Origin of the sequence: Lentzea cavernae (assembly GCF_014653695.1) — a bacterium.
GTDB classification, from domain to species: Bacteria; Actinomycetota; Actinomycetes; order Mycobacteriales; family Pseudonocardiaceae; genus Lentzea; species Lentzea cavernae.
Genome location: NZ_BNAR01000032.1, coordinates 13,964 through 38,270 on the forward strand (window position 1 = coordinate 13,964; position 24,307 = coordinate 38,270).

A 24,307-nucleotide genomic window follows, 5' to 3' on the forward strand; every position below is an offset into this window, starting at 1 on the left:
GCCGGGGGCCAGAATCCCCCGTTCGGCCCTGTGGGTCCCCCAACAGCCATCGATACGTTCGAAAGGGTCGGGGGACCTTTTTCGCATTGCACCACTTTTGCCGCGAAAGGCCTTCCGGCCTGCGCGGACCACAGCGCGCAGAAATTCGAACCGTCGAGGGGATTCGAATGCGCGGAAAAACCAGAGTGCTGGGCGCCGTCGCGGCGCTCGCCCTGACAGCGGCACCGGCCGTCGCCACGGCGGCACCACCGGACGCACCCGTCCAGGCCGTCGACGAGGTCACGCTCGTCACCGGTGACAAGGTCCTGCTGGGGCACGACCGGCAGGTCGTCGCGATCCAGCCCGGCGAGGGCCGCCGGAAGATGGCGTTCACGACCACCCGCACCGCGGACGGCCGCACGATGGTGGTGCCGAAGGACGCGTTCGAGCCCCTGGCGGCGGGCCGGCTCGACACCAGGCTCTTCGACGTCACCACGTTGCTCGAGTTCGGCTACCGCGACCGCATGCCGTTGATCGTGGACGGCCGGGCGAGACTCGGGGCGAGGTCCTCGAACGACTGGACGGCGCTCAAGTCCACGGCGGAGCAGGGCGAGAAGGTCTGGCTCGACGGGCTCCGCAAGCCGAGCCTCGACCGCAGCGTCGCCCAGATCGGCGCGCCGGCCGCCCACCAGAAGGGCATCACCGGCAAGGGGATCAAGGTCGCGATCGTCGACACGGGCGTCGACGAGAAGCACCCCGACCTCGTCGGTCAGCAGATCGCGGAGAAGAACTTCACGACCGACCCCGACAACACCGACAACGTCGGCCACGGCACGCACGTCGGGTCGACCGTCGCGAGCCACGACGCGAAGTACGGCGGTGTCGCGCCGGGCGCGCAACTGATCGACGCGAAGGTCTGCGTCGAGTTCGGCTGCCAGGAGTCCTGGATCCTCGAGGGCATGCGCTGGGCCGCCGAACAGGGCGCCCAGGTGATCAACATGAGCCTCGGCGGCACCGACACGCCGGAGGTCGACCCGCTGGAACAGGCGGTCAACGACCTCACCGCGCAGTACGGCACGTTGTTCGTCATCGCGGCGGGCAACTCGGGTTCACCGGGTTCGGTGGGCTCCCCCAGCACGGCCGAGGCCGCGCTGTCGGTCGGCGCCGTCGACCGCGACGACAAGATCGCCCCGTTCTCCAGCAAGGGCCCTCGCGCCGGAGACGGCGGGCTCAAGCCGGAGGTGACCGCACCGGGCGTCGACATCGTCGCCGCCAAGGCCGGGTCCACCGACCACTTCGCGGCCAGCGGCACGTCCATGGCGACGCCGCACGTGGCTGGTGCCGCGGCTCTGCTGCGCCAGCAACACCCGGAGTGGACACCGGCCCAGCTCAAGTCGGTGCTCGCCACCACCGCCAAGCCCACCGAGGGCGTCAGCGCGTTCGACCAGGGCGCCGGGCGCATCGACGTGGCCAAGGCGATCGGCCAGGTGCTGACCGGAGACGTGACCGTGAACCTCGGCCTGCACGAGTGGCCGCACGGCGACGACAAGCCGGTGACCAAGCCGATCACCTACTCGAACCCCACGGACGCGGCGATCACGCTCGACCTCGCGCTCAGGGGGAACGCCCCGGCGGGCATGTTCACGCTGGGCGCCACGAAGGTCACCGTGCCCGCCAGGGGCACGGCGTCGGTCCCGGTCACCGGTGACACGCGCGTCGGTGCGCAGGACGCCGCGTACGCGGGTGAGGTGGTCGCCACCTCCGGTCCGCACACCGTCCGCACGCTCGTCGGCATCGACCGCGAGGTGGAGAGCTACACCCTCACGATCGACGCGACCGGCCGTGACGGCGGAGACCCGGCCGAGTCGTTCTCGCTCGTCGTCGGCCTGGACAACAGCGTGTTCAAGCCGATCGGTGGCCCTGGGGACCTGAAGGTGCGCCTGCCGAAGGGCACGTACTACCTCGAGACGACCTTGTTCCACGGCGAACGCGGCCTGGACCGGCTCTACCGGCCGACCGTGGAGCTGACCCGCGATCTGACGGTCACGCAGGACGCCCGCCAGGTCCGGCCGGTGTCGGTGAAGGCGCCGGAGGAGACCGGCGACTTCACTCTGGGCATCCTCAGCTTCCGCCGCTCGATGGGCGGACAGGACCGCCTGGGGGGCACGCTGATGGTGTTCGGCGGGTTCGACGGCCTCTCGATCGCCCAGGCCGGCGGACCGCTGCCGCCCAGCGAGTTGTCCTCGCTCGCGATGCTCCAGGCCAACACCACGGCCGACCCGCACACGTTCTACCGGCTCGCCTACCCGGTACCCGGCGGCTTTCCCGTCGGGCTCAACAAGGCGCCGGAGAAGAAGGACCTGGCCAGGGTCGAGTCCACGATCGGTGGCCTCGAGGCCGACAGCGAGGCGCAGAAGGGCGAAGTGCCCGTGACCTCGCTCGACGTGGGCAGCAGCACCGCGCTCTACCCGGTGGCCGTGGGCGCCACCGCGGTCGACTACGTGTCGACCGAGAACGTGCGCTGGGAGTCCGCGGTCATGACGCGCCACGCCAACGGCGCACAGGAACGCATCACCTCGGGGACCCGCGAGTACGCGGCCGGCAAGACCTACCGGGAACGCGAAGTCCGGCCGGTGTTCTCGCCGGGGCTGCCCGACTCGCCGTACGGGTTCGTCCAGCGCTACGGCACTGAGCTCTACGTCAGCCCACCGCTGCTGAGCGACGGCACGCACGGCACCGGTTCGTCCACTGTGGACAGCGCAAGGGCCGCCCTGTACCGCAACGGCGCGTTGCTCGGCGAGACGACGACGCCCGGTGGCCTCTTCTCGGGCATACCGCTGCCGCAGGGCGACTTCCGCGCCGAGGTGAGCCTCGACCGGAGCTCGCAGTTCGAGTTCAGCACCAAGGTGTCCGCGGTGTGGACGTTCAAGTCCAGGGGCGTCGAGGGCAAGATCGAGTCGCCGCCGCTGTCGGTGGTGCGCTTCGACCCGAAGCTCGACGACAACGGCGCGGTGCCCGCGGGCACGTTGCAGCGCATCGGTTTGCTCACGCAGACGCAGGGCGACGCGGGCAAGGTGCGCGTCACCGGTGTCGAGTACTCGCACGACGACGGCAAGTCGTGGCGCCGTGCGGGCGTCGTCGGCAACAGCGCGTTGGTCTACAACCCGACGAACGCGCAGTGGACTTCGTTGAAGGCCACTGCGACGGACGCCAAGGGCGGAACCGTTGAGCTGACGGTGATCCGCGCCTACAAGGTGAGTTCGAGCTAGGGCAGGTTGAGCACGAGCTCGGACGCCGGGACGCGGGTGCCCGTGTAGAAGGGGATTTCCTCTCGCACGTGCAGCCGCGCCTCGGTGCCGCGCAGGTGCCGCATGAGGTCGACGATGCGGTGCAGCTCGTCGGCCTCGAACGCGAGCAGCCACTCGTAGTCGCCGAGGGCGAACGACGCGACGGTGTTCGCGCGCACGTCCGGGTAGTCGCGGGCCTCCTTGCCGTGGTCCGCCAGCATCTTGCGGCGGTCCTCCTCCGGCAGCAGGTACCACTCGTAGGACCGCACGAACGGGTAGACGCAGATGTACTTGCGCGCCTCTTCACCCGCGAGGAACGCGGGGATGTGGCTGCGGTTGAACTCCGCGGGGCGGTGCAGGGCGACCTGCGACCAGACCGGCGTGGAGACCTTGCCGAGCGGCGTGCGGCGGAAGCCCGTGTAGGCCTGCTGCACCTGCTCGATCTCCTCGGCGTGCCACCAGATCATGAAGTCGGCGTCGGCGCGCAGACCGGCCACGTCGTAGACGCCGCGGACGACGACGCCCTTGCCCTCCAACGCGTCCAGGTAGTTCTGGGTCTCGCTGGCGGCCGCCGAGCGGTCGTCCGGAAGCTTGCCGGGTTCGACCCGGAACACCGACCACATGGTGTAGCGGATGGTGTCGTTGAGCTCGTTGTAGTTCAGGCGCGCCATACGTCCATCTTGGCACGCGTCCCTCAACGGCGAACGCGGCCCAGCAGGTGTGCTGCGACACGGGCGGCGGCCGCGTCGGCGGTCGCGATGCAGGCCGGCACACCGACGCCGTGCAGCGTGGCGCCCGCGACGGCGAGGCCCGGCACGTCGGCGATGCCGCGTTCGATCGTGTCCACCAGGTCGACGTGACCGACGCCGTACTGCGGCAGCCCTCCACCCCAGCGCTGCACCACGGAGTCGATCGGCGCGGCCTTGATGCCCGTCAGCTCGTGCAGATCGTTGCGCACGGCCTTGACCAGGTCGGCGTCGCTGCGTTGCAGCAGGGCCGTCTCGCCGTGCCGCCCGACCGAGCCGCGCAGGATGACCGGTTCGCCGTAGTGCGACCACTTGCGGCTGGAGAACGTGAACGCCTTGGCGGTGAACGGGGTGATGCGGTCGGAGTACCGCTCTCCCTCCGCGATCAGGACGCCGGAGCGCTGCGGCAGTTCGGTGCCCGGTGGCAGGGCCAGCGCGACGACGGCCATCGAGGCGACATCGACCTTGCCGTACGCGGCGGACACCTGCGGGGCGATCTCGTGCAGCAGCTTGCGCGCGGACGGAGCCGGGACCGCGAGCACGACGCCGTCGCACTCCAGGTACTCCGGGGTCGCGGCCGACCCGATCTCGAGCCTCCAGCCGGCGCCGAGCCACGACAGCACCCGGACCGGCAGACCGAGCCTGATCTCGGGCTTCGCGATCTCGGCGAGCCTGTCGACGAGCGACGACACGCCGCGCGAGAGGCTGGCGAACACCGGTGGGCGCGCGGCGCGGTGCTGCGGCGGCGCGGGCATCATCATCGCGGCGGCCGCGAGCAGCGAGCCGACGCCCTTGTCCAGCAGCGTCGCGATCTGCGGCATCGTGGCGCGCAGGCCCAGCTCATCGGCACGGCCGGCGTAGACGCCGCCCAGCAGCGGGCCGACCAGGCGGTCGGCGACCTCGGGACCGAACCTGTCCTTCATCAGCGCGCCGACGGCGACGTCACCGCCCCCGAGCTCGACCGGCGGCAGCGTCGGTTCCATCTCCACGCGCAGCGCGCCCTCGGACGACAGCATGTGCCGCACGGTCTCGACGCTCGCCGGGACGCCCATGAACGTGTGCGCCGGCAGCTGGTGCGTGCGCCCGGCCGCGTGGACGCTCGCCTTCGCGGCCGTCGGGTGCACGACGTCTGCCTGCAGGCCGACCTCGGCGATCAGCTCCTGCGCCTCGGGCTTGCGGTGCAGGAACGCCTCGGCACCCACGTCGAACCGCACGCCCGCGAGCTCGGTCGTGCGCAGCTTGCCGCCGAGCCGGTCGGACTGCTCGACGACGGTGATCCTCGCGTCGGGGCCGAGCAGCATCCGCAACCGGTGTGCGGCGGCCAGGCCGGAGATCCCTCCTCCGACGACGGCGACGTGCGGCGCTCTGCCCCGCATTACAAGCTGTGGATCAGTTCGACGGTCCGGGTGATGATCTCCGGATCGGTGTCGGGCAGCACGCCGTGGCCGAGGTTGAAGATGTGGCCCGCGGCGGCCCTGCCCTCGGCGTGGATGCGGCGCACCTCGCGTTCGACGGCCTCGAAGCCCGCGAAGAACAGCGCCGGGTCGAGGTTGCCCTGCACGACCGGCTTCGGCAGCTCAGGGGCGGCCTTCTCGAGCCGGTCGACCGCCACGTCGAGCGGGATGCGCCAGTCGACGCCGACGACGTCCGCACCCGCCTCGCGCATGGCCGGCAGCAGTTCGCCGGTGCCCACGCCGAAGTGGATGCGCGGAACCGTGCTGATCGTCTCCAGGACGCGCTTCGAGTGCGGCAGCACGAACTCGCGGTAGTCGCGCTCGGACAGCGCGCCCGCCCACGAGTCGAACAGCTGCACGGCCTGGACGCCCGCGTCGAGCTGGGCGTGCAGGAACGCCGTCGTGACGTCGGCGATCTTGGCGAGCAGCGCGTGCCACAGCTCCGGGTTGCCGTGCATGAGCGCCTTGGTGCGCTCGTGGTTCTTGCTCGGGCCGCCCTCGACCAGGTAGGAGGCGAGTGTGAACGGCGCGCCGGCGAACCCGATCAGGGCCACTTCCTGCGGCAGTTCCTTGAGCAGCAGCCCGATCGCGTCGGCGACCGGCTGGACCTGCTCGGCGTGCAGCTCCGGAAGGGCCTTCACGTCTTCGAGCGTCCTGACCGGGTGCGCGACCACGGGACCGGTGCCCGCGACGATGTCGAGGTCGACGCCGGCGGCCTTGAGCGGCACGACGATGTCGGAGAAGAGGATCGCGCCGTCGACCCCGTGCCGCCGGACCGGCTGCATGGTGATCTCGCAGACCATCTCCGGGTCCATGCACGCGTCGAGCATCGCGGTGCCCTGGCGGAGCGCGCGGTACTCGGGAAGCGACCGTCCCGCCTGCCTCATGAACCAGACAGGGGTGTGCGACGGGGTGCCGCCACTTGCGGCCACGAGGAGGGGAACTTGAGGAGTCATATCTCTTTCATGGTCCCACGTCCCGGCGTGCCGCCGTCACTCGGCCGGATTGCGAGGCATACAGTCAGTTGCGTGACCGAGCCGGAAATCTTCCGCCGGGCGGTGGGGACGCTCAAGTCGGTTCGCCACAGGCCCGAGATCGAACTCACCGAAGTTCGCCCACCGCAGCGGCTCGCCCCGTGGGCGTACGCGCTGACGGCTGAGGTCACCGGCCCGTCGGACGAGCTGTCGACCGGAAGGCTCGTGCTGCTGCACGACCCGGACGGCGACGAGGCGTGGGGCGGTGTCCTGCGCGTCGTGGCGTACGTGCGCGTCGAACTCGACCACGAGCTCGCGTCGGACCCCCTGCTGCCCGAGGTCGGGTGGTCGTGGCTGACCGAGGCGCTCGAGCAGTCCGGCGCCGGGTTCACCGCTTTGGGTGGAACCGTGACGCAGACGTCGTCGGCGCGGTTCGGCGACATCGCCGGTCCCGCGCGCACCGACGACCTGGAATTGCGCGCGTCGTGGACCGCGCTCGACGGGGAGCTCGCCGAGCACGGCACCGCGTTCTACGAGCTGATGGCGACGGCCGTGGGGCTGCCGCCTGTCGGCGTCACCCTGTTCGGGCAACGCCAGCCGTAGCAAGCCGTCAGTCGGCGTCGCGCAGGACCCTGAGGACGTTCGCACCCGCGAGTTTCGTGAGGTCGTCCTCGGACCAGCCCCTGTCGAGCAGGGCGCCGAAGAGGTTCGGGTAGGTCGAGACGTCCTCGAGGCCCTGCGGGAGCGCCTGCACGCCGTCGTAGTCGCCACCGATGCCGATGTGGTCGACGCCGACGACCTCACGCGCGTGCTCGACGTGCGCGACGACGTCGTCGAGCGTGGCCGTCGGCGCCGGGTGGTCGACGACGTACTTCTCGCCGAACACCTTGCGGGCGTCCATGTCGGCGTGGCTCTCGCCCGCGGCCGTCATGGCGTCACGAAGGGCTGCGTCCCATTCAGCGAAACGGGGCGACACGAAGCTCGGAACGAATGTGATCATGGCCACACCGCCGTTGGTCCTCAGCTTCACCAGGACGTCGTCCGGGATGTTGCGCGGGTGGTCCGCGACCCGGCGGCAGGACGAGTGGCTGAAGATCACGGGCTTGACGCTCGTCTCGAGCGCGGCGTGCATCGTGCTGGGCGCGACGTGGCTCAGGTCGACGAGCATGCCGATCCGGTTCATCTCGCGCACGACGTCGCGCCCGAACTCGGTGAGCCCGCCGTGTTCCGGCTGGTCAGTGGCACTGTCGGCCCACGGCGTGTTGTCGTTGTGGGTGAGCGTCATGTAGCGGACGCCCAGCCGGCGCAACGCGCGCAGGACACCGAGTGAAGAGTTGATGGAATGCCCGCCCTCGGCGCCGAGGAGGGACGCGACACGCCCGGAGGCGAAAACTTCTTCGGCTTCGGCGGCGGTCGTGGCGATGCCCAAGTCACCGGAGTACCGCTCCGCCAGCTCGTAGACGAGTTCGACCTGCTCCAGCACGGCGGTGACGGCTCCGTCGCCCGCGAGCCTGCCGGGAATCCAGACGGACCAGAACTGCATCCCCAGGCCGCCCTCGCGCATTTTCACGACGTCCGTGTGCAGGCTGGGATGACGTTCCGTCAGATCGATCTTCGCGGCGGTCGTGTAGACGTCCTCGCCCGTTCCCTCACCGAACTCGCGCAGAGCCCACGGGAGGTCGTTGTGGCCGTCGACGAGGGGCACGCGCTGCAGCAGAGCCCGCGCTCGCTCGAGACCAGAACTGCTCGGCACAACCAACTCCTAGATGTCGTTCTGAGAGGGGCTCGCGTTACACCCCCTATCTAGTTGTCATCCAATCGTGTGACACATGAGGCCATCTGTCACAACTCAATAGGGATAGATACCCGATTGATCGTCCCGTAGACCCGCATGGGCGGCTACGCTGCCCCAGACGACACCACTTTCGGTCGATCAGTGGCGCGGCTGATTGGACGAAAGTCTCCGGTGCCGGTCGGGGGGCACGACCGACTCCAGGGAGGTAGTGACGTGGCTGCCGTCGGCTTAGGTCAGGCCGTTCGTACCACGCCAGCCGGCTCGTTGCCGGCGAACATGGTCCCGCACCCGCGGGAAGAGCTTTTTTCAGTGCTGGTGGTCGACGACCACCCACTGCTGAGGGAGGCGATATCAGCTCGGCTCACCCAAATGGGAGCCGGGACAGTGCATGAGGCCGCATCGGTGGCAGAGGCTCGGGCGCGGGCACTTGCAACCGGTCCTTGCGACCTCGCGATCCTCGATCTGGGTCTGCCGGATGGCACCGGCATCGACCTGGTCACGGAACTCCGTGCCCAGGGCTGGCCCCGCATCGTGGTCCTCGCATCCTCCGACGACCCCTACGCGGTCAGGTCGGCCTTCCAGGCGGGCGCCCAGGCGTACCTCCTGAAGTCCGCCTCGCCGATGGTGGTCACCGACGGGGTGCGCAGGGTTCTCGATGGTGGCGTTTACGCAGATCCGAGCGTGGCACCAGTACTCGCAGCGGGTACTCGGGTGCCGGGCACGGACAACACGCCGCGGGAACTCTCCGCGCGTGAGGTCGAGGTGCTCCAGCTGGTCGCCGATGGCCAGAGCAACAAGGAGATCGGCGAGGCTCTGAGCCTGTCCGCGTTGACGGTGAAGTCTCACCTGTCGCGGATCGGCCGGAAGCTGGGCACAGGAGATCGCGCTCAGATGGTCGCGCTGGCCATGCGTGCCGGCGTGATCCGTTAGATACCGGTTTGAAGCACTGAACCGGCCGAGAACACCTGTGAGTGGTGCGATCGTCGTAGGGTCATCCGCTGTGGATGTACCCGCCGACGAGCCAACCGCACCAACCGGACCAGAACCGGTACCGCTGACGGAACCTGCTGATGGGGTCCCGCCCGTGGTCGCCGATCCAGCTGCGCTCCGGCGAGCCGCTGACGCGCTCGCCGGGGCGAAGGGCCCGGTCGCGGTGGACACCGAGCGAGCCTCGGGCTATCGCTACTCACAGCGTGCCTATCTGGTGCAACTGCGCCGGGAAGGCGCAGGCACCTGGTTGGTCGACCCGATCGCCCTGGGCGGACGGCTGGACCCGCTGGTGCAGGCGCTGGAAGGCACCGAGTGGGTGTTGCACGCAGCGTCTCAGGACCTGCCGTGCCTCGCCGAACTCGGGCTGAGTCCCGGCGTGCTGTTCGACACCGAGCTGGCGGGCAGGCTGGCTGGGTTCGAACGCGTCGCACTGGGCACGCTGGTGGAACGGCTACTTGGTTACAGGCTCGAGAAGGGGCATGGCGCGGCCGACTGGTCGCGCCGGCCCCTTCCTGCCGATTGGCTGACGTACGCCGCTCTCGACGTGGAGCTGCTCGTGCAGCTGCGCGACGTCCTCGAAGCCGAACTGGAGCGCCAGGGCAAGCTCGCCTGGGCGCTCGAGGAGTTCGAGGCCGTGCGGATGGCGCCGTTGCCGCGTCCCCGCACCGACCCCTGGCGGCGCACGTCAGGGATCCACCGCGTGCGCAACCAGAGGCAACTGGCCCTCGTGCGCGCGTTGTGGGAAGCCCGCGACACCGTGGCCCGCGAACGCGACATAGCTCCCGGCCGGGTCCTCCCGGACTCCGCGCTGATGGAGGCCGCCGCCCGCAACCCCGCCAACGAGGCCGAGCTGCTCGCTCTGCCGGTCTTCCGCGGCCGCTCCCAGCGCCGCATGTCCGGCGTGTGGATGAACGCCGTGCGCAAGGCGGGCGCGCTGACCAAGGCGGAGCTCCCGGAACCCGCGGGCCAGCACGACGGCCCGCCGCCGCCCAACCGCTGGGCGGACAAGGACCCGGACGCCGCAGCCCGCCTGGCCGCGACCCGTGCGGCGCTGGCGACCATCGCCGAGGCCAACACCCTCCCGGTGGAGAACCTGCTGCTGCCCGACCTGGTGCGCCGCACCTGCTGGCAACCGCCCGCCGACCTCTCCCCCGAATCCGTGGCCACCGTGCTGCGCGACGGCGGGGCCCGGTCGTGGCAGATCGACCTCACGCTGGAAGCACTGACGAAGGCGCTGGCCGCATCAGCACCTCCGCCCGCCGACTGACATCCGATATATCAGCTGCCGGGTGTCCTCACGCCCGGCAGCTGATCTCCATCCCGTCCTCGACCGGGAACGCCACGCTGACGTACCCGTTCGCCGGGTCGCGCACGTAGTCGAGGTAGCCCGCCATCGAGTCCTGGTCGATGTCGTCGGCGACGACGATCGCCCCGGACGCGAGCCGCGGTTCGAGATCCCGCAACACCGGCAGGCACAGCTCCTTCCAGCCGTCGAGCAGCACCAGCCCGATCGGCCCCTCCAGGTCCGCCAGCGTGCGACGGGCGTCGCCGGGCAGGATCGTCGCGACGCCGCCCAGCCCCGCCTCCTCGAGGTTCTTCCTGGCGGTGGCGACCTTCACCCCGGACATCTCTGTCCCGTACACGTGCCCCTTGCCGTTGTCCTTCACCGCCGCGGCCAGGTAGAGCGTCGAGATCCCGAACGACGTGCCGAACTCGACGACCGTGTCCGGCCGCCCTGCCCGCACCAACGCGTAGAGCAGGTCCCCGCCCCTGGCCGAGATGGGCATGTAGACGCCGGCCAGCGCGTCAGCACGTTCCTGCGCTCCTGCCGACCGCACCGCGTCCCACTCCAACGCCGTGAAGGTGTCGTCGTCCTCCGCGGCAGCACCGAAGAGCCGGTCGAGAACCGTCCGTACCCGCGGCTCGATCAATGTGTTCGTCATGCTCGCCAGACTAGACACAACGTTGCGTCTTGCCTAGCTCGTATTAGAGTTCGGCCGGTGGGCAGCAACACCGCACATCGCGGCAACAGGCACGGCCGCAGCGAGGAAGCACGCCAGGCGGTCCTGGAGGCGGCCGACGACCTGCTCGCCGAACGCGGTTTCGCCGGCGTGACGATCGAGGGCATCGCCGCACGGGCGGGCGTCGCGAAGCAGACGATCTACCGCTGGTGGCCGTCCAAGGTCGACGTCCTGCTGGAGGCCTTCACCGAGGACATGGCCGAACACCTCACCCCGGAGAACCTCGGCGACCTCCGCGCCGACCTGCGCGTCCACCTGGCACGCCTGGCCGAGTTCCTGACGGAGTCGGACCCCGGCGCCGTGTTCCGCGCCCTGACGGGCCAGGCCCAGCACGACCCCCAGCTGGCCGCCCGCCTGCGCGACGACCACCTCAGCCACCAGCGCACCCGAGACGCCCTCCCGCTGCGCCGGGCCGTCGAACGCGGCGAACTCTCCGCCGACCTGGACCTCGACCTGGCCCTCGACCACCTGGTCGGCCCGATCTACTACCGCGTCCTGGTCACCGGCACCCCGGTCCCCCGCACGTTCACCGACGACCTCGTCGACGCTTTCCTGCGCAGCCACGGGGTCCGATGATCCGCACCGACCGCCTCGACCTGGTCCCGCTGACCGCCGGGCACGCCGAGGAGATGGCCGAGGTGCTCGCGGACCCGGCCCTGCACACCTTCACCGGCGGCGCCCCGCTCACCCCCGGCGCGCTCCGGTCCCGCTACGAGCGACTGGTCGCGGGCTCCCCCGACCCGGCCGTCCGCTGGCTCAACTGGGTGATCAGCACGCGCGACTCCGGCCACCTCGCCGGCACCGTCCAGGCGACCGTCACCGACGGAGTCGCCGAGATCGCCTGGGTCGTCGGCACGCCGTGGCAGGGCCGCGGCATCGCCCGCGAAGCGGCCCGGGGTCTCGTCGCCTGGCTCCGCACCCAGCCGGTCCACACCGTGATCGCCCACGTCCACCCGGACCACCACGCGTCGGCCGCCGTCGCCGCCTCCGCCGGCCTCACCGCCACCGCCGAGGTGCACGACGGCGAGGTCCGCTGGCTGCTCCACCTCCCACCGCGCTGACCCTCGAATCAGCCCTTGCAACAGCTCTTTTGCGGACGAAGTCCAAAGAGTCATTGCAAATCCCAGGTCACGGGCGCACTGAACTGATATATCGGTTGCCCGAAGTGTTGACAGTTGCCGTTGCGAAATATCGGGGCCTGCTGACGGACATATGCCGCCGAGGAGTTGTCCGTTCCCAGAGAGGCCTCCGTTGAAGCGAAACCTCCCCCTCGCCGTGGCCGGCGTCGTGCTGGCCACGGCCCTTAGCGGCGCCACCCCCGCCGCCGCGACCACGGCACCCGAGGCACCCGCGGCTCAACCGGCCGCCCAGCAGCAGTGGATCACCCTCATCACGGGCGACCAGGTGCTGACCGACGACAAGGGCAAGCCGAAGCAGTGGAAGCCCGCACCCGGCCGTGAGCACATCATGGTCGCCACGAGAGAGGACGGCGCGCACCACTACGCCGTGCCTCAGGACGTCGAGTCGATGATCACCGAGGGCAGGCTGGACCGGCGCCTGTTCGACCTCGCGCTGCTGAGCAGGCCCGAGTACACCAAGCGCAAGGGTCTCGGCGTGCTCGTGTCCGCGGGCACCGGTCTGCGGAGCGCGCGTCAGTTCAGCCGCATCGGCGTGGACGCCGTCACGGTGACCGCCGAGACCGCGCCGGACGTGTGGAAGTCGCTGACGAACGCCCGCACGGCGAAGACCACGATCTGGCTGGACGCGGTCCGCAAGGCCGCGCTCGACCGCAGCACCGCCCAGATCGGCGCGCCGCAGGCGTGGCAGGCCGGGTTCGACGGCAAGGGCGTGAAGATCGCCGTGCTGGACACCGGTGTCGACAACACGCATCCGGACCTCGTCACGCAGGAGATCGCGGAGAAGAACTTCACCGACTCCCCCGACAACTCCGACCGCGTCGGCCACGGCACGCACGTCGCGTCCATCGCGGCCGGCACCGGGGCGAAGTCGGGAGGGAAGTTCAGGGGCGTGGCTCCGGGGGCGCGCATCCTCGACGGCAAGGTGCTCGGGGACGACGGGTCCGGTTTCGAGTCCGGGATCCTCGCGGGCATCGAGTGGGCGGTCGAGCAGCAGGCGGACGTCGTCAACATGAGCCTCGGCGGCGACGACGGCCCGTTGCTCGACCCGATGGAGATCCTGATCAACAGGCTCTCGCAGGAGACCGGCACGCTGTTCGTCATCGCGTCGGGCAACGCCGGTACGAACACCGTCGGGTCGCCGGGCAGCGCGGACGCCGCGCTCACCGTCGGTGCCGTGGACCGCGGCGACAAGCTCGCGCCGTTCTCCAGCACCGGCCCCCGCAACGGTGACGGCGCCATCAAGCCGGACATCACCGCGCCCGGTGTCGAGATCGGCGCCGCTGCGGCGGGCGTCCTCGGCGAGACCAGGCCGAAGCCGGCCGAGGGCTACATCTCGCTGAGCGGCACGTCGATGGCCACCCCGCACGTCACGGGTGCCGCCGCGATCCTCGCCCAGGTCCACCCGGACTGGCGGGGCGAGCAGATCAAGGCCGCGCTCGTGGCGTCGGCGAAGCCGGGCGCGCACACCCCGTTCGAACAGGGCGCCGGGCGCGCGGACGTCGCCAAGGCGATCAAGCAGACCGTCACGTCGAACTCGGTGTCCTTCGGCACGGCGCTGTGGCCGCACCACGACGACGTGCCGGTGACGCGCGATGTCGTCTACCGCAACGAGGGCGACCAGCCGGTCACGCTCGCGCTCGAGCTCGACACGGCCGCGCCGCAAGGCTTCTTCACGCTCAAGGACGTCACTGTGACCGTGCCCGCGCACGGCACCGCCACCACCACGCTCACCGCTGACTCCAAGATCGGCGGCGACGCGGACGGCACGTTCAGCGCGTACATCAACGCGAGCGGCGGCGGCCAGTCCGTCGTCACCCCTGCGGCCGTGACGCGTGAAGCCGAGCGCTACACCCTCACGATCAAGGCGATCGGCCGTGACGGCAAGCCCGCCGCGGACTGGCGGGCGGAACTGCAGGGCGTCACCGGGGACGCACAGGGCGGCTTCGCGGGCCTGGGCACCGGTCTGGAATCCCTGCGCGTGCCGAAGGGCCGCTACCTGCTGACCGGCCGCCAGTGGGTCGCGCCGGACCAGCCGAACCCGAACTACACCTGGTTCAACGGCACGAACATCGAGATCACCAAGGACACCTCGATCACGCTCGACTCCCGTCAGGCGGGGCCCGTCGACGTCGGGTGGCCGAGCGCTCCCACCGAGCGCCACTCGTACATCAGGGTCGGCCACAAGATGCCGTCGATGGAGTACGGCTTCGGCCTGCTGGGTGTGCCGTTGAACGTCCTCAGCACCGCGCACGTCGGTCCCGAGGGCAAGCAGGGCGAGATGAACGAGCTGCTCGTCGCCTCCTACACCGGCGCCGGCCGCGACGAGTACCACCTGGCCGACCAGTCCACGACGCTCACGAAGTTCTGGACGGGCTACCGCAAGCAGCTGAAGTCCAAGGACCTCGTCACCATCGAGGCTTCATCCGGCGCCACCGCCCAGGACCGCACCGGCTACCTGTTCGCCAGCGCCGCCGTCGGGGACAGCCCGCTGTTCGGCGTCGCATTCGGACATGCGTTGCCGCACACCAGGAAGATGTACCTCTACTCGCCCACCAACACGTGGGGATTCCGCTTCGAGCAGGACAACGCCAGCGGCACCGAGGCGTACTGGGCGGCTGAGGACGAGCAGTTCAAGCCTGGCCGCACCTACCGCAAGACGTTCGGCACCGGCGTCTTCGGCCCGGCGCTGACCTCCGAGCGCCGCGTCGGCCTCTACCGCGACGGGGACGTCCTCTTCGGCAGCCTGCCGTTCTTCACCGACGGGCAGGGCCGCTCCGGCGGGTCCGTCGTGGACTCGGGCTCGACGGTGCTGAAGCAGGGCGGCAAGGTGATCGACTCGACCGACCGCCCGCTGGACCTCGAGACGTTCTTCTCGATGCCGCAGACCCCCGGCCGCTACGAGCTGACCACCACGGCGAACCGTTCCGGTGTCGCGGCGATCAGCACCTCGGTCACCACGACGTGGGGCTTCGACTCGGCCACGACCGCGGGCGTCACGCAGGTGCCGTTGTCGATGGTCCGGTTCACGCCGGAGCTCGGCCTCGACGGGACGCTGCCCGCGTACCGGGTCCAGCGGATCCCGCTGACGGTGCAGGGCAAGGTGAAGTCGCTGTCCGCGCAGGTGTCCTACGACAAGGGCAGGACCTGGCAGCGGGCGCTGGTCGTCGGCGACTCGCTGCTCGTGGTCAACCCGGCCAGGGGCGGCAGCGTCTCGCTGCGGGCCACGGCCGTCGGCAAGGGCGGTGACTCGGTCACTCAGACCGTGGTCGACGCCTACCTGACGAAGTAGCCGGAAGCGGCGATGCGCCTGGGACCGGGCGCATCGCCGTTCACCGCTGGGGGAACGCCTCGTCGTAGACGGCGCGCAGCGCGGGTTCGTCGAGTCCGCTGTACCCGCAGCCCATCACCTTCAGGTCCTTCGCCGCGACGAGGTACCTGCGGCCGATCTCGGGTTCGAACCCCAGCAGCACGGGTGAGCCGGTGGCGTTCCTGACCTCGACGACGTCGGCCTCGCCCGTCCACGCGCGATGAACCCGCAACGTCACGACGTCGCCCTCCACCTTCAGCACGGTGGCCTCGAACGCCATCTGCGCTTCGGCGAGGACCGCCGCCTCCGGCTGACGGCACCGAACGTTCGGGTCCGCCGGCCCCTCCGTGAGCACGGCGACCGTGGTCTTGCGCCCCTCGGACGAGGTCGCGGTCGTCGTCGGCACCTGCGACGTGCTGGTGCCGGGCGACGGCGGGGCACTGGTCGCCGGCCGTCCCCCGCTGGTGTCGGGCAGGCCCGACCCGTTCTCCAGACCGGGCTGGGCCGACGTCGGCAACGCGACGTCCGGCCTCGGCGCCTGCTCGGAGTCCCCGCCGCTCAGCACCAGCACCCCGGCGACCACCGCGACGGCGGCCGCGGCGCCGACGAGCACCGGCAACCGCCGCGAGGAGAACCGCGGCGCGGCAGGAGCGTCCAGCGCGGCACCGGCGACGAGCCGCCGCACCTCCTCGTCCGGAAGCGGGCGCAGCGATGCCGCGGGATCGGCGCGGCGCATCCGGTCGCGCAGGTCGTCGTCGGTCATGGCCGCTCTCCTTCCGCCTGCTCGTCCAGCAGGGACTTCAACTTCCGGCGTGCCCGGTGCAGGCGGATGCTCACGGCGTTGGCGCTCATCCCGACCACCTGGGCGATCTCCGCGGGGGCGAGCTCCTCCCACGCCCAGAGCCGCACCAGCTCGGCGTCCGCGGAGGACAACCGCGCGAGCGCCATGGCCAGCCCCGGATCCGGGTCGTCGCGCGCGGGCACGTGCTCCGGCGGCCTGGCGAGCTGCCAGATCCGCACGAGCAACCGGTCCTGCCTGCGCCGCGAGCGCTCCGCGTTGGCGAGGCAGTTGCGCGCCACGGCGTACGCCCACGCCAGAGGTTCGGCCGGCATGTCGTCACGCCGCCGCCAGGCGACCAGCAACGTCTCGGACAGCACGTCGTCCGCGGTCGCGGCGTCGGTCCGCCGCGCCAGGTACCGGCGCAGCGGGTCGATCAGCGCCTGCGCGACGGCGTCGAAGCCCGTCTGGCGCGGTTCCACGTCCACCTGCTCCACCCCGGGACATGTCCGGCAGGACGCCCGCTCTTTCACCCAGGCCCGCCGATCTTCGCACCCCTTTGCAACGAGTCTTTTGCGGACGAAGTCCAAAGAGTCATTGCTAAGCCGCAGGTGGCGGGTGCCGTTGAACTGATATATCGGTCGGTGTATCGGTTCAGGAGGGTGGAGGCAGTGGCGCGTCGCCGATCACGTCGCGCGACACCTGGGCGTGGGCGAGCCGCCGCACCGCCTTCAGCACGGTGTCGCCGATGAGGGTGCCGACGACCATCGCCTCGATCACGTCGTCACGTGAGCCGCGCCGGGCGATGTAGTCGACATCGGCCTGAGCGATGATCTTCAGCCCCTCCAGGTAGGGGTCGAGCAGATCGCGGAAGTGGTCGTGACCGATCGAGCGGGCCACCGACAACGCGGCGGCGAGCATGTGGGTCACGTTGCTCTCGGTGACGTCGACGCACTCGGTCTCGCCCTGCCGTTCGAAGAAGCCCTGGACGTCCTCGATCGCGAGCGGGTCGAGCTCGACCGAGCTCGGCTGGCTGATCGCCTCCTGCACGGCGCCGAGCTTGCTGTGCAGCGACTCGTCGCGGGTGTCGATGGCGGCGAGGACCTCGCGCACCGACGCGATCGACAGGCCTCCGACGTCCACCAGGGCGCGGACGAGCCGCAGCCTGCGCACGTGCTCGTCGTCGTAATGGGCCTGGTTGGGGCTGGTCAGCACGCCGGCGGGCAGCAGTCCCTCGCGCAGGTAGTACTTGATCGTCGGCACCGGAACGCCGCTTCTCTTCGAAAGCTCGCCAACACGCATATGGATAGTGTAACTTCCGGATAGTAGAGAGTGCCGCTATCCATTCAGGGGGTATAGAGATGCTTCGCACCTGGCATCGACCGTTAGTCGTGTTCGGCGGGCTCATGGTCGTCCTGATCCCGATCGCGCTCGTGGGGCTGCTGGTCGACGACAGGACGGTCGTCAACTCGCCGATCTGGTTCAAGCCGCTCAAGTTCGCCGTGTCGCTCGCGATCTACTCGTTCACGCTGGCGTGGCTGCTGACGTACCTCAAGAAGTTCCAGCGCGTCGGGTGGTGGGCGGGCACCGTCCTGACGGTGGCCGGGACGCTCGAGATGATCGTGATCATCGGCCAGGTGATCCGCGGCCGGCGCAGCCACTTCAACTTCGAGACGCCGCTCGACACGGCCCTGTTCTCGATCATGGGTTCCACGATCGTGGTGCTGTGGGTGACGCACGCGATCGTCGCGATCCTGTTGTGGCGCACGAAGTTCGAGAGCGACGCGCTCTCCTGGTCGATCCGGCTCGGGCTCGTGATCTCGTTCCTGGGTCTCGGCGTCGGGTTCCTGATGACGAGCCCGAAGCCCGGTCAGGCCCTCGACGGCGACACCCTCGGCTCGCACACGATCGGCGCGGCCGACGGCGGGGCGTACATGGCGCTCACCGGGTGGAGCACCGAGCACGGCGACCTGCGCGTCGGGCACTTCGTGGGCATGCACGCACTGCAGGTGCTGCCCGCCCTGATCGCACTGCTCGGCCGCCGCGCCAACACGAAGCTCGCCTGGGTGCTCAGCGGGTCCTTCCTGGGGATCTTCCTGCTCGTGACCTGGCAGGCGTTGCGCGGCCAGTCCCTGATCCAGCCCGACGGCACGACGTTGCTCGCGCTCGCCGGGATCGTCGTCGCGACCACACTCGGTGTGGTGTGGGCGCGTGAACCGCAGAAGGAGCTCGTAGCAGCATGACCGCGACCCTGTTCGACCTGACGTTCCTGGTGGCCGCGCCGTTCTGGGCGCTCATGATCCTCGCGCCGAAGTGGTCGTGGACGAAGCGGATCGCCGAGTCGTACCTGATCGTCCTGCCACCGGCGTTGATCTACGTCGTGTTGCTGGTCCCGGAGCTGTTCGTGGTGCTGCCGCTGGTCACCCGGCCCGAGATCGGCCCGCTGGCGGAGTACCTGGCCACGCCCGCCGGCACGGCGCTGGTGTGGGCGCACATGCTCGCGTGGGACCTGTTCGTCGGGCGCTGGATGTACCTCGAGGGTCGCCGGCTCGACGTCCACCCGCTGGTCATGGCACCCGTTCTGGTGATCACGATCCTGCTCGCGCCGGTCGGGTTGCCGCTGTTCCTGATCATCCGCAAAGTGTGTGACCGAACGAACACGGGTACCGCTGTGGTTACTCACCAGTAACTAGGGTTAGAGTTGGCGTTACCGACCGGTAGGGATGTCGCGCGGCCCTACCGGAGTGGACAGAGTTGTCACCACAAGTGGAGGAGACGCCGTGGCCGCACCAGCAGCGCCGGCACGCGTTCGGAACGTGGTCTTCGTCGACGGCGTCCGCACGCCGTTCGGCAAGGCCGGCCCCAAGGGGATTTTCGCCGAGACCCGTGCAGACGACCTCATCGTGAAGGTCATCCGTGAGCTGCTGCGCAGGCATCCCGAGCTGCCCCCGGAGCGGGTCGACGAGGTCGCCATCGCCGCGACCACGCAGATCGGCGACCAAGGCCTCACGCTCGGCCGCACCGCGGCTCTGCTCGCGGGCCTGCCGAAGTCGGTCCCCGGTTACTCGATCGACCGCATGTGCGCGGGCGCGATGACCGCCGTGACCACGGCGGCGAGCGGCATCGCGTTCGGCGCGTACGACATCGCCATCGCGGGCGGCGTCGAGCACATGGGCCGCCACCCGATGGGCGAGGGCGTCGACCCGAACCCGCGCTTCCTGTCGGACCGGATCGTCGACACCAGCGCGCTCGTGATGGGCCAGACCGCGGAGAACCTGCACGACCGGTTCCCGCACATCACCAAGGACCGCACGGACGCCTACGCGGCCGCCTCGCAGGCCAAGTACGCCGACGCGCTCAAGAACGGCAAGATCGGGCCGGAGCTCGTGCCCGTCGCGACCCGTTCCGCGGAGAAGGGCTGGGGCCTCGCGACGGCCGACGAGCCGCCGCGTCCGGGCACCACGGTCGAGGACCTCGGCAAGCTCAAGACGCCGTTCCGCCCGCACGGCCGGATCACCGCGGGCAACGCGGCCGGTCTGAACGACGGCGCGACCGGCTGCATCCTCGCCGAGGAGGAGACCGCGCGCGAGCTCGGCCTCCCCGTCGGCATGCGGATGGTCGGCTACTCGTTCCTGGGCGTCGAGCCCGAGGTCATGGGCATCGGCCCGGTTCCCGCCACGGAGAAGGCTCTCCAGCGCGCCGGTCTGTCCATCGAGGACATCGGCCTGTTCGAGGTGAACGAGGCGTTCGCGATCCAGGTGCTCGCGTTCCTCGACCACTTCGGCATCTCCGACGACGACCCCCGCGTGAACCAGTGGGGCGGCGCGATCGCGACCGGCCACCCGCTGGCCTCGTCCGGCGTCCGCCTCATGACGCAGCTCTCGCGTCAGTTCGCCGAGCGTCCGGACGTCCGTTACGGCCTCACCACCATGTGCATCGGCATCGGCATGGGTGGAACGGTCATCTGGGAGAACCCGAACTGGAGTGGCAAGTGACCATCACCGCTGAGGAAGCAAAGGCGATCTTCCCCGACGAGGTCGTCACCGTTGCCAAGACCCGGCTGATCTCCGTGCCGGGCCTGGACAAGCCGGTCGCGTTCATCACGATCGACAACGGCCTGGACCACACGCGTCCGTCGACGTTCGGCCCGCAGTCGCTGGTGTCCCTGGGCGCCGCGTTCGACGAGGCCTACGCGGCGGGTCCGGCGGCCATCGCCGTCACCGGCAAGCCGTTCATCTTCGCGGTGGGCGCCGACCTGACCGCCGTCGAGCAGGCCACGGACCGCTCGCAGGGCGTCACGATCGGCAAGCTCGGCCACGACGTCTTCAAGAAGTTCACCGACTCGGACATCCCGACCTTCGCCTTCGTCAACGGCGCGGTCATGGGCGGCGGGCTCGAGCTCGCGCTGTCGTGCCACTACCGCACGCTGGCGTCGAACGCGGCCGCGATCGCGCTGCCCGAGGTGTTCCTGGGCCTGTTCCCGGGCTGGGGCGGCACGCAGCTGCTGCCGAACCTGATCGGCGCCAACGACGCCGTGACGGTGATCTTCGAGAACGCGTTGAACCAGAACAAGATGCTCAAGCCGAAGGACGCTCTCGGCCTCGGCATCGCGGACGTGCTGTTCGACTCCGCCGACTACCTGGAGCAGTCGCTGCTGTGGCTGTCCGGTGTCGTGCGCGGCGAGATCTCCGTGCCCCGCAAGGAGATCGACCGCGGTGACGCGTGGGACGCGGCCGTCGCGCGGGCCAAGGGCATCGTGCACGGCAAGACCAAGGGCGCGGCGCCGGGCGCGCAGAAGGCCCTGGAGCTGCTGGAGCTGGCGCGCGAGAACGACCTGGAGAAGGGCTACGCCGCCGAGACCGAGGGCCTCGCGGACCTCGTCATGAGCGACGAGCTGCGCGCGGGCCTGTACTCGTTCAACCTGGTGCAGAAGCGCGCGAAGCGGCCAGCGGGTGCTCCCGACAAGTCGTTGGCGCGCAAGGTCACCAAGGTCGGTGTCGTCGGCGCGGGCCTGATGGCCTCGCAGATGGCGCTGCTGTTCATCCGCCGCCTGCACGTGCCGGTCGTGCTGACCGACATCGACCAGGCGCGCGTGGACAAGGGCGTCGGCTACGTCCACAGCGAGATCGACAAGCTCGCGGGCAAGAAGCGGATCTCGCCGGACGAGGCGAACCGCCTCAAGGCGCTCGTGTCGGGCTCGCTCGACAAGTCCGCGTTCTCCGACGCCGACTTCGTGATCGAGGCCGTGTTCGAGGACCTGGCCGTCAAGCAGCAGGTGTTCGCCGAGGTCGAGGAGCACGTCTCGCCCGAGGCGATCCTGGCCACGAACACGTCGTCGCTGTCCATCACGGACATGGCGTCGAAGCTCAAGCACCCCGAGCGGGTCGTGGGCTTCCACTTCTTCAACCCGGTCGCGGTCATGCCGCTGCTGGAGATCGTGCGCGCCGAGCAGACCGACGACGCCACGCTCGCCACGGCGTTCTCGATCGGCAAGCAGCTCAAGAAGTCCTCGGTGCTCGTGAAGGACGCGCCCGCGTTCGTCGTGAACCGCCTGCTGACCCGCTTCATGGGCGAGGTCATCAAGTCGGTCGACGAGGGCACGTCGTTCGAGGTCGCCGACAAGGCCACCGAGCCGCTGGGCCTGCCGATGTCCCCGATGATCCTGCTGCAGCTGGTCGGTTCCGCCGTCGCGCTGCACGTGTCGGAGACGATGCACGGCGCGTTCCCGGACCGCTTCTCGGTGTCGGAGAACATGAAGAAGTTCGTCGCCGCCGGCAAGGGCGCGGTCTGGCAGTGGGACTCCACCGGCAAGCAGACCGTCGACCCCGAGGTCCAGGCGCTGTGGGAGTTCGGCTCCTCACCGCTGACGGGCGACGAGGTCAAGTCGCGCGCGCTCGAGGCGCTCGCCGAGGAGATCCGGATCATGCTCGACGAGGGCGTGGTCGCGGAGGCGCAGGACATCGACCTGTGCATGCTCCTGGGCGCCGGGTGGCCGTTCTGGCTGGGCGGCATCACGCCGTACCTGGACCGCACCGGCATCTCGGAGAAGGTCACCGGCAAGCGGTTCCTGGCGCCCGGCGTGGCGTCCGTGCCTGCCTAGTGCGTGTGCGAACGAAGCCCCGGCTCTCTCGACGGAGCCGGGGCTTCACTCCGTTTCGGGCTGGTACTGCTCCGCGCTGCCGTCCTCGCGGATGAAGTACGCGTCGATGTTCGTGGCGCGCAACGTCACCTCGGACCCGGCCACCAGGTCGCGGTAGCGGGTCAGGTCCGGCAGCCCGATCGCGACGGTGTCGAACGGGTGGGTCTGGCGCAGCATCAACGACCTGCGCAGCGCCTCGCCGAACGCCCACCGGGGCGACCCGTCGTCTTCGGGCACTTCGACCAGCGCGTCTTCGAGGTGGCGTTCGAGCGCGGCTCGCACGTGGTCCGCCGTGCCCCACGCCGCGATGTCCGTGACAGTCATGTGTCACGTATCGGGATGAATGGCGGGATCATTAGCACTTCGGATGTTTCGATCAGGTCATGTTTCCCGGCGTGGAACCGTCCGTACGTACGGTTTTCTGCGGCCTCACCGGTGGAACGCGATCTCCGCGAACTCCTGCACGCGCGCCATCGTGATGCCCTCGCGCTGCTCCACGGCGAGCGGGTGCCCGGTGGGTTCGAGCTCGATCAACGGGCGCACGCCGATCTCCTGCGTGTGCAGGTTGGTCTTGAGGTTGAGCGTCGTCGGCTCGTAGCCCGGCAGGACCGTCGACAGCCAGCCGAAGTACGGCGGCTCCTGCACGCGCGCCGGGTTCTCGAAGACCTCGGCCATGCGGGAGAAGTTCGCCGGCGAGAGCGACACCCACACGCCCCACTCGAGGTCCTCTTCGGCGTCACGCACCGGCAGGACGATGCGACCGCGCACGAAGAAGTGCTCGTTCTCGATCACGCACTGCTCGCCGCCGAGGAAGCTGCCCGGCTTGCCGGCGACCTCCGGAGACCAGTAGACCGGTTCCGGCATCGAGTACGCGAACGGCAGGCTGTCGTGCACCTGACCGCAGCACGAGCAGGTGAACCCCAGAGAAATCATGGCGCGCAGCCTAGGGGGTCGCTCAGGCCTGATGGATCGGCACAACCTCCACGAGCCGGCCGACGTCCTTGAAGTCCTTGACGTTCATCGTCAGCACCGGCAGGCCCGCGACCGCCGCCGTCGCCGCGATCTGCAGGTCCATCCGCCGCGGCCGGGGCGAACGGCCCGCGCGCCGCACCAGTGACGCCATCTGCCCGTAGACCTTGGCCTCCTCGAGGCCGAACGGCAGCACCTCGAACGTCTGCAGCGCCGCGTAGTACCGCTCCGTGCGCGCGAACCGCTCGACCGGGTCGTCGGTGTCGAGCCCGAACGCGAGCTCCGCGATCGTGACGGCACTCAGAAATGGCTGGGCGTTCAGGTACTCGCCCAGGTTCGCCCGCTCGAGCCTGATCAGCACACAGGTGTCGAGCAGACAGCTCAGCTCTGCCACGGGTCGTCCAGCGGGTCGTCCGCGCCGAACACCTCGTCGGCGGCGCGCCGGTCGGCCTCCCAGCGCTCCGCGTCGACCGGCGGCAGGGTGCCGAGGAGCACCTGCACGTCCCCGAGCGGCGGACGGCTCACGGCTTCCTCCCGGTACGGCGAGAGCTGGGCGACGGGCTTGTTGTTGCGGGTGACGACGAAGCTCTCACCCGCCTCGACGCGCCGCATGATCTCCGCGTTGTCGTTGCGGAGCTCACGCTGGCCGATGGCTTTGAGCTGCTGCATGTCACCACCGTAGCGCAGTACGCCAAAAAGTGCTACAGAGTAGCTACAGGCTCTCCCGGT

Annotated in this window: 23 protein-coding genes; 11 read left to right on the top strand and 12 right to left on the bottom strand. The window is 69.9% G+C overall.

Features of this window, described 5'->3' with window-relative positions; translation table 11 throughout:
• Window positions 1-167 precede the first annotated feature (167 nt).
• Window positions 168-3,248, top strand: coding sequence for a S8 family peptidase (locus tag IE307_RS46125; RefSeq protein WP_191305856.1), 3,081 nt, complete (start codon window positions 168-170; stop codon window positions 3,246-3,248).
• Here the strand turns inward: IE307_RS46125 and hemQ are convergent.
• From hemQ to hemE, 3 genes are read right to left on the bottom strand one after another with little or no spacing between them, the layout of a single operon-like run.
• Complete coding sequence (gene hemQ, locus IE307_RS46130) at window positions 3,245-3,937, bottom strand: hydrogen peroxide-dependent heme synthase (RefSeq protein ID WP_089923177.1); 693 nt, start codon at window positions 3,935-3,937, stop codon at window positions 3,245-3,247. The two genes, IE307_RS46125 and hemQ, sit on opposite strands and share 4 nt — an antisense overlap.
• 23 nt (window positions 3,938-3,960) lie before the next feature.
• A complete protein-coding gene (hemG, locus tag IE307_RS46135) occupies window positions 3,961-5,388 on the bottom strand; it encodes a protoporphyrinogen oxidase (protein ID WP_191305857.1) in 1,428 nt (475 codons plus the stop codon).
• A complete protein-coding gene (hemE, locus tag IE307_RS46140) occupies window positions 5,388-6,422 on the bottom strand; it encodes a uroporphyrinogen decarboxylase (RefSeq protein WP_191305858.1) in 1,035 nt (344 codons plus the stop codon). The genes hemG and hemE overlap by 1 nt, the downstream gene beginning before the upstream one ends.
• A gap of 72 nt (window positions 6,423-6,494) precedes the next feature.
• Here hemE and IE307_RS46145 point away from each other — a divergent pair, with 72 nt between their 5' ends.
• Window positions 6,495-7,043: a DUF3000 domain-containing protein gene (locus tag IE307_RS46145; protein WP_229905701.1), complete on the top strand. Its 549-nt coding sequence runs from the start codon at window positions 6,495-6,497 to the stop codon at window positions 7,041-7,043.
• 7 nt (window positions 7,044-7,050) lie between these two features.
• Here the strand turns inward: IE307_RS46145 and IE307_RS46150 are convergent, their stop codons facing one another.
• The gene (locus tag IE307_RS46150; RefSeq protein ID WP_191305859.1) at window positions 7,051-8,193 is read right to left on the bottom strand and encodes a dipeptidase; all 1,143 of its coding nucleotides are present in this window, start codon (window positions 8,191-8,193) and stop codon (window positions 7,051-7,053) included.
• A 255-nt stretch (window positions 8,194-8,448) separates the two neighbouring features.
• Here IE307_RS46150 and IE307_RS46155 point away from each other — a divergent pair, with 255 nt between their 5' ends.
• Entirely contained in the window at window positions 8,449-9,165 is a 717-nt protein-coding gene (locus tag IE307_RS46155; RefSeq protein WP_015099292.1) for a response regulator, read from the top strand.
• A gap of 70 nt (window positions 9,166-9,235) precedes the next feature.
• Entirely contained in the window at window positions 9,236-10,492 is a 1,257-nt protein-coding gene (locus IE307_RS46160) for a ribonuclease D (protein ID WP_191305860.1), read from the top strand.
• A gap of 28 nt (window positions 10,493-10,520) precedes the next feature.
• Here the strand turns inward: IE307_RS46160 and IE307_RS46165 are convergent, their stop codons facing one another.
• On the bottom strand, window positions 10,521-11,168 hold the full coding sequence (locus IE307_RS46165) for an O-methyltransferase (RefSeq protein ID WP_191305861.1): 648 nt from the start codon (window positions 11,166-11,168) through the stop codon (window positions 10,521-10,523).
• 57 nt (window positions 11,169-11,225) lie between these two features.
• On the opposite strand from IE307_RS46165, the gene IE307_RS46170 reads away from it, so the two are divergent.
• The 3 genes from IE307_RS46170 (at window position 11,226) to IE307_RS46180 (ending at window position 15,674) form a co-directional block, all read left to right on the top strand.
• Window positions 11,226-11,822, top strand: a complete 597-nt coding sequence (locus IE307_RS46170) for a TetR/AcrR family transcriptional regulator (RefSeq protein ID WP_229905702.1) — start codon at window positions 11,226-11,228, stop codon at window positions 11,820-11,822.
• Entirely contained in the window at window positions 11,819-12,307 is a 489-nt protein-coding gene (locus IE307_RS46175) for a GNAT family N-acetyltransferase (RefSeq protein ID WP_191305862.1), read from the top strand. Before IE307_RS46170 ends, IE307_RS46175 begins: the two co-directional genes overlap by 4 nt.
• Before the next feature lie 190 nt (window positions 12,308-12,497).
• Window positions 12,498-15,674: a S8 family peptidase gene (locus IE307_RS46180; protein WP_191305863.1), complete on the top strand. Its 3,177-nt coding sequence runs from the start codon at window positions 12,498-12,500 to the stop codon at window positions 15,672-15,674.
• Between the two features lie 40 nt (window positions 15,675-15,714).
• Here the strand turns inward: IE307_RS46180 and IE307_RS46185 are convergent, their stop codons facing one another.
• From IE307_RS46185 to IE307_RS46195, 3 genes are all read right to left on the bottom strand, one after another.
• Window positions 15,715-16,455 carry a hypothetical protein gene (locus IE307_RS46185; protein WP_191305864.1) on the bottom strand — a complete coding sequence of 247 codons (741 nt, stop codon included), beginning with the start codon at window positions 16,453-16,455 and terminating at the stop codon, window positions 15,715-15,717.
• Window positions 16,452-16,958 carry an RNA polymerase sigma factor gene (locus tag IE307_RS46190; protein WP_229905703.1) on the bottom strand — a complete coding sequence of 169 codons (507 nt, stop codon included), beginning with the start codon at window positions 16,956-16,958 and terminating at the stop codon, window positions 16,452-16,454. Before IE307_RS46190 ends, IE307_RS46185 begins: the two co-directional genes overlap by 4 nt.
• A gap of 166 nt (window positions 16,959-17,124) precedes the next feature.
• Window positions 17,125-17,772, bottom strand: a complete 648-nt coding sequence (locus tag IE307_RS46195; protein ID WP_268250500.1) for a MerR family transcriptional regulator — start codon at window positions 17,770-17,772, stop codon at window positions 17,125-17,127.
• 59 nt (window positions 17,773-17,831) lie between these two features.
• Between IE307_RS46195 and IE307_RS46200 the strand changes: the two genes are divergently transcribed.
• From IE307_RS46200 to IE307_RS46215, 4 genes are read left to right on the top strand one after another with little or no spacing between them, the layout of a single operon-like run.
• Complete coding sequence (locus IE307_RS46200) at window positions 17,832-18,713, top strand: hypothetical protein (protein WP_191305866.1); 882 nt, start codon at window positions 17,832-17,834, stop codon at window positions 18,711-18,713.
• Window positions 18,710-19,159 carry an ABA4-like family protein gene (locus IE307_RS46205; RefSeq protein ID WP_191305867.1) on the top strand — a complete coding sequence of 150 codons (450 nt, stop codon included), beginning with the start codon at window positions 18,710-18,712 and terminating at the stop codon, window positions 19,157-19,159. Before IE307_RS46200 ends, IE307_RS46205 begins: the two co-directional genes overlap by 4 nt.
• A 34-nt stretch (window positions 19,160-19,193) precedes the next feature.
• The gene (locus IE307_RS46210; protein WP_373306095.1) at window positions 19,194-20,465 is read left to right on the top strand and encodes a thiolase family protein; all 1,272 of its coding nucleotides are present in this window, start codon (window positions 19,194-19,196) and stop codon (window positions 20,463-20,465) included.
• Window positions 20,462-22,570 (top strand): 3-hydroxyacyl-CoA dehydrogenase NAD-binding domain-containing protein, encoded by a 2,109-nt coding sequence (locus IE307_RS46215; protein ID WP_191305869.1) that lies wholly within the window; start codon window positions 20,462-20,464, stop codon window positions 22,568-22,570. Before IE307_RS46210 ends, IE307_RS46215 begins: the two co-directional genes overlap by 4 nt.
• Before the next feature lie 45 nt (window positions 22,571-22,615).
• On the opposite strand, the gene IE307_RS46220 is transcribed toward IE307_RS46215, so the two are convergent.
• From IE307_RS46220 to IE307_RS46235, 4 genes are all read right to left on the bottom strand, one after another.
• Window positions 22,616-22,933, bottom strand: a complete 318-nt coding sequence (locus tag IE307_RS46220; RefSeq protein WP_191305870.1) for a hypothetical protein — start codon at window positions 22,931-22,933, stop codon at window positions 22,616-22,618.
• Between the two features lie 105 nt (window positions 22,934-23,038).
• Window positions 23,039-23,542, bottom strand: coding sequence for a DUF2199 domain-containing protein (locus IE307_RS46225; RefSeq protein ID WP_191305871.1), 504 nt, complete (start codon window positions 23,540-23,542; stop codon window positions 23,039-23,041).
• A gap of 22 nt (window positions 23,543-23,564) precedes the next feature.
• Window positions 23,565-23,972, bottom strand: coding sequence for a type II toxin-antitoxin system VapC family toxin (locus IE307_RS46230; protein ID WP_229905704.1), 408 nt, complete (start codon window positions 23,970-23,972; stop codon window positions 23,565-23,567).
• Window positions 23,960-24,247 (bottom strand): type II toxin-antitoxin system Phd/YefM family antitoxin, encoded by a 288-nt coding sequence (locus IE307_RS46235; protein WP_191305872.1) that lies wholly within the window; start codon window positions 24,245-24,247, stop codon window positions 23,960-23,962. Before IE307_RS46235 ends, IE307_RS46230 begins: the two co-directional genes overlap by 13 nt.
• Window positions 24,248-24,307 lie beyond the last annotated feature (60 nt).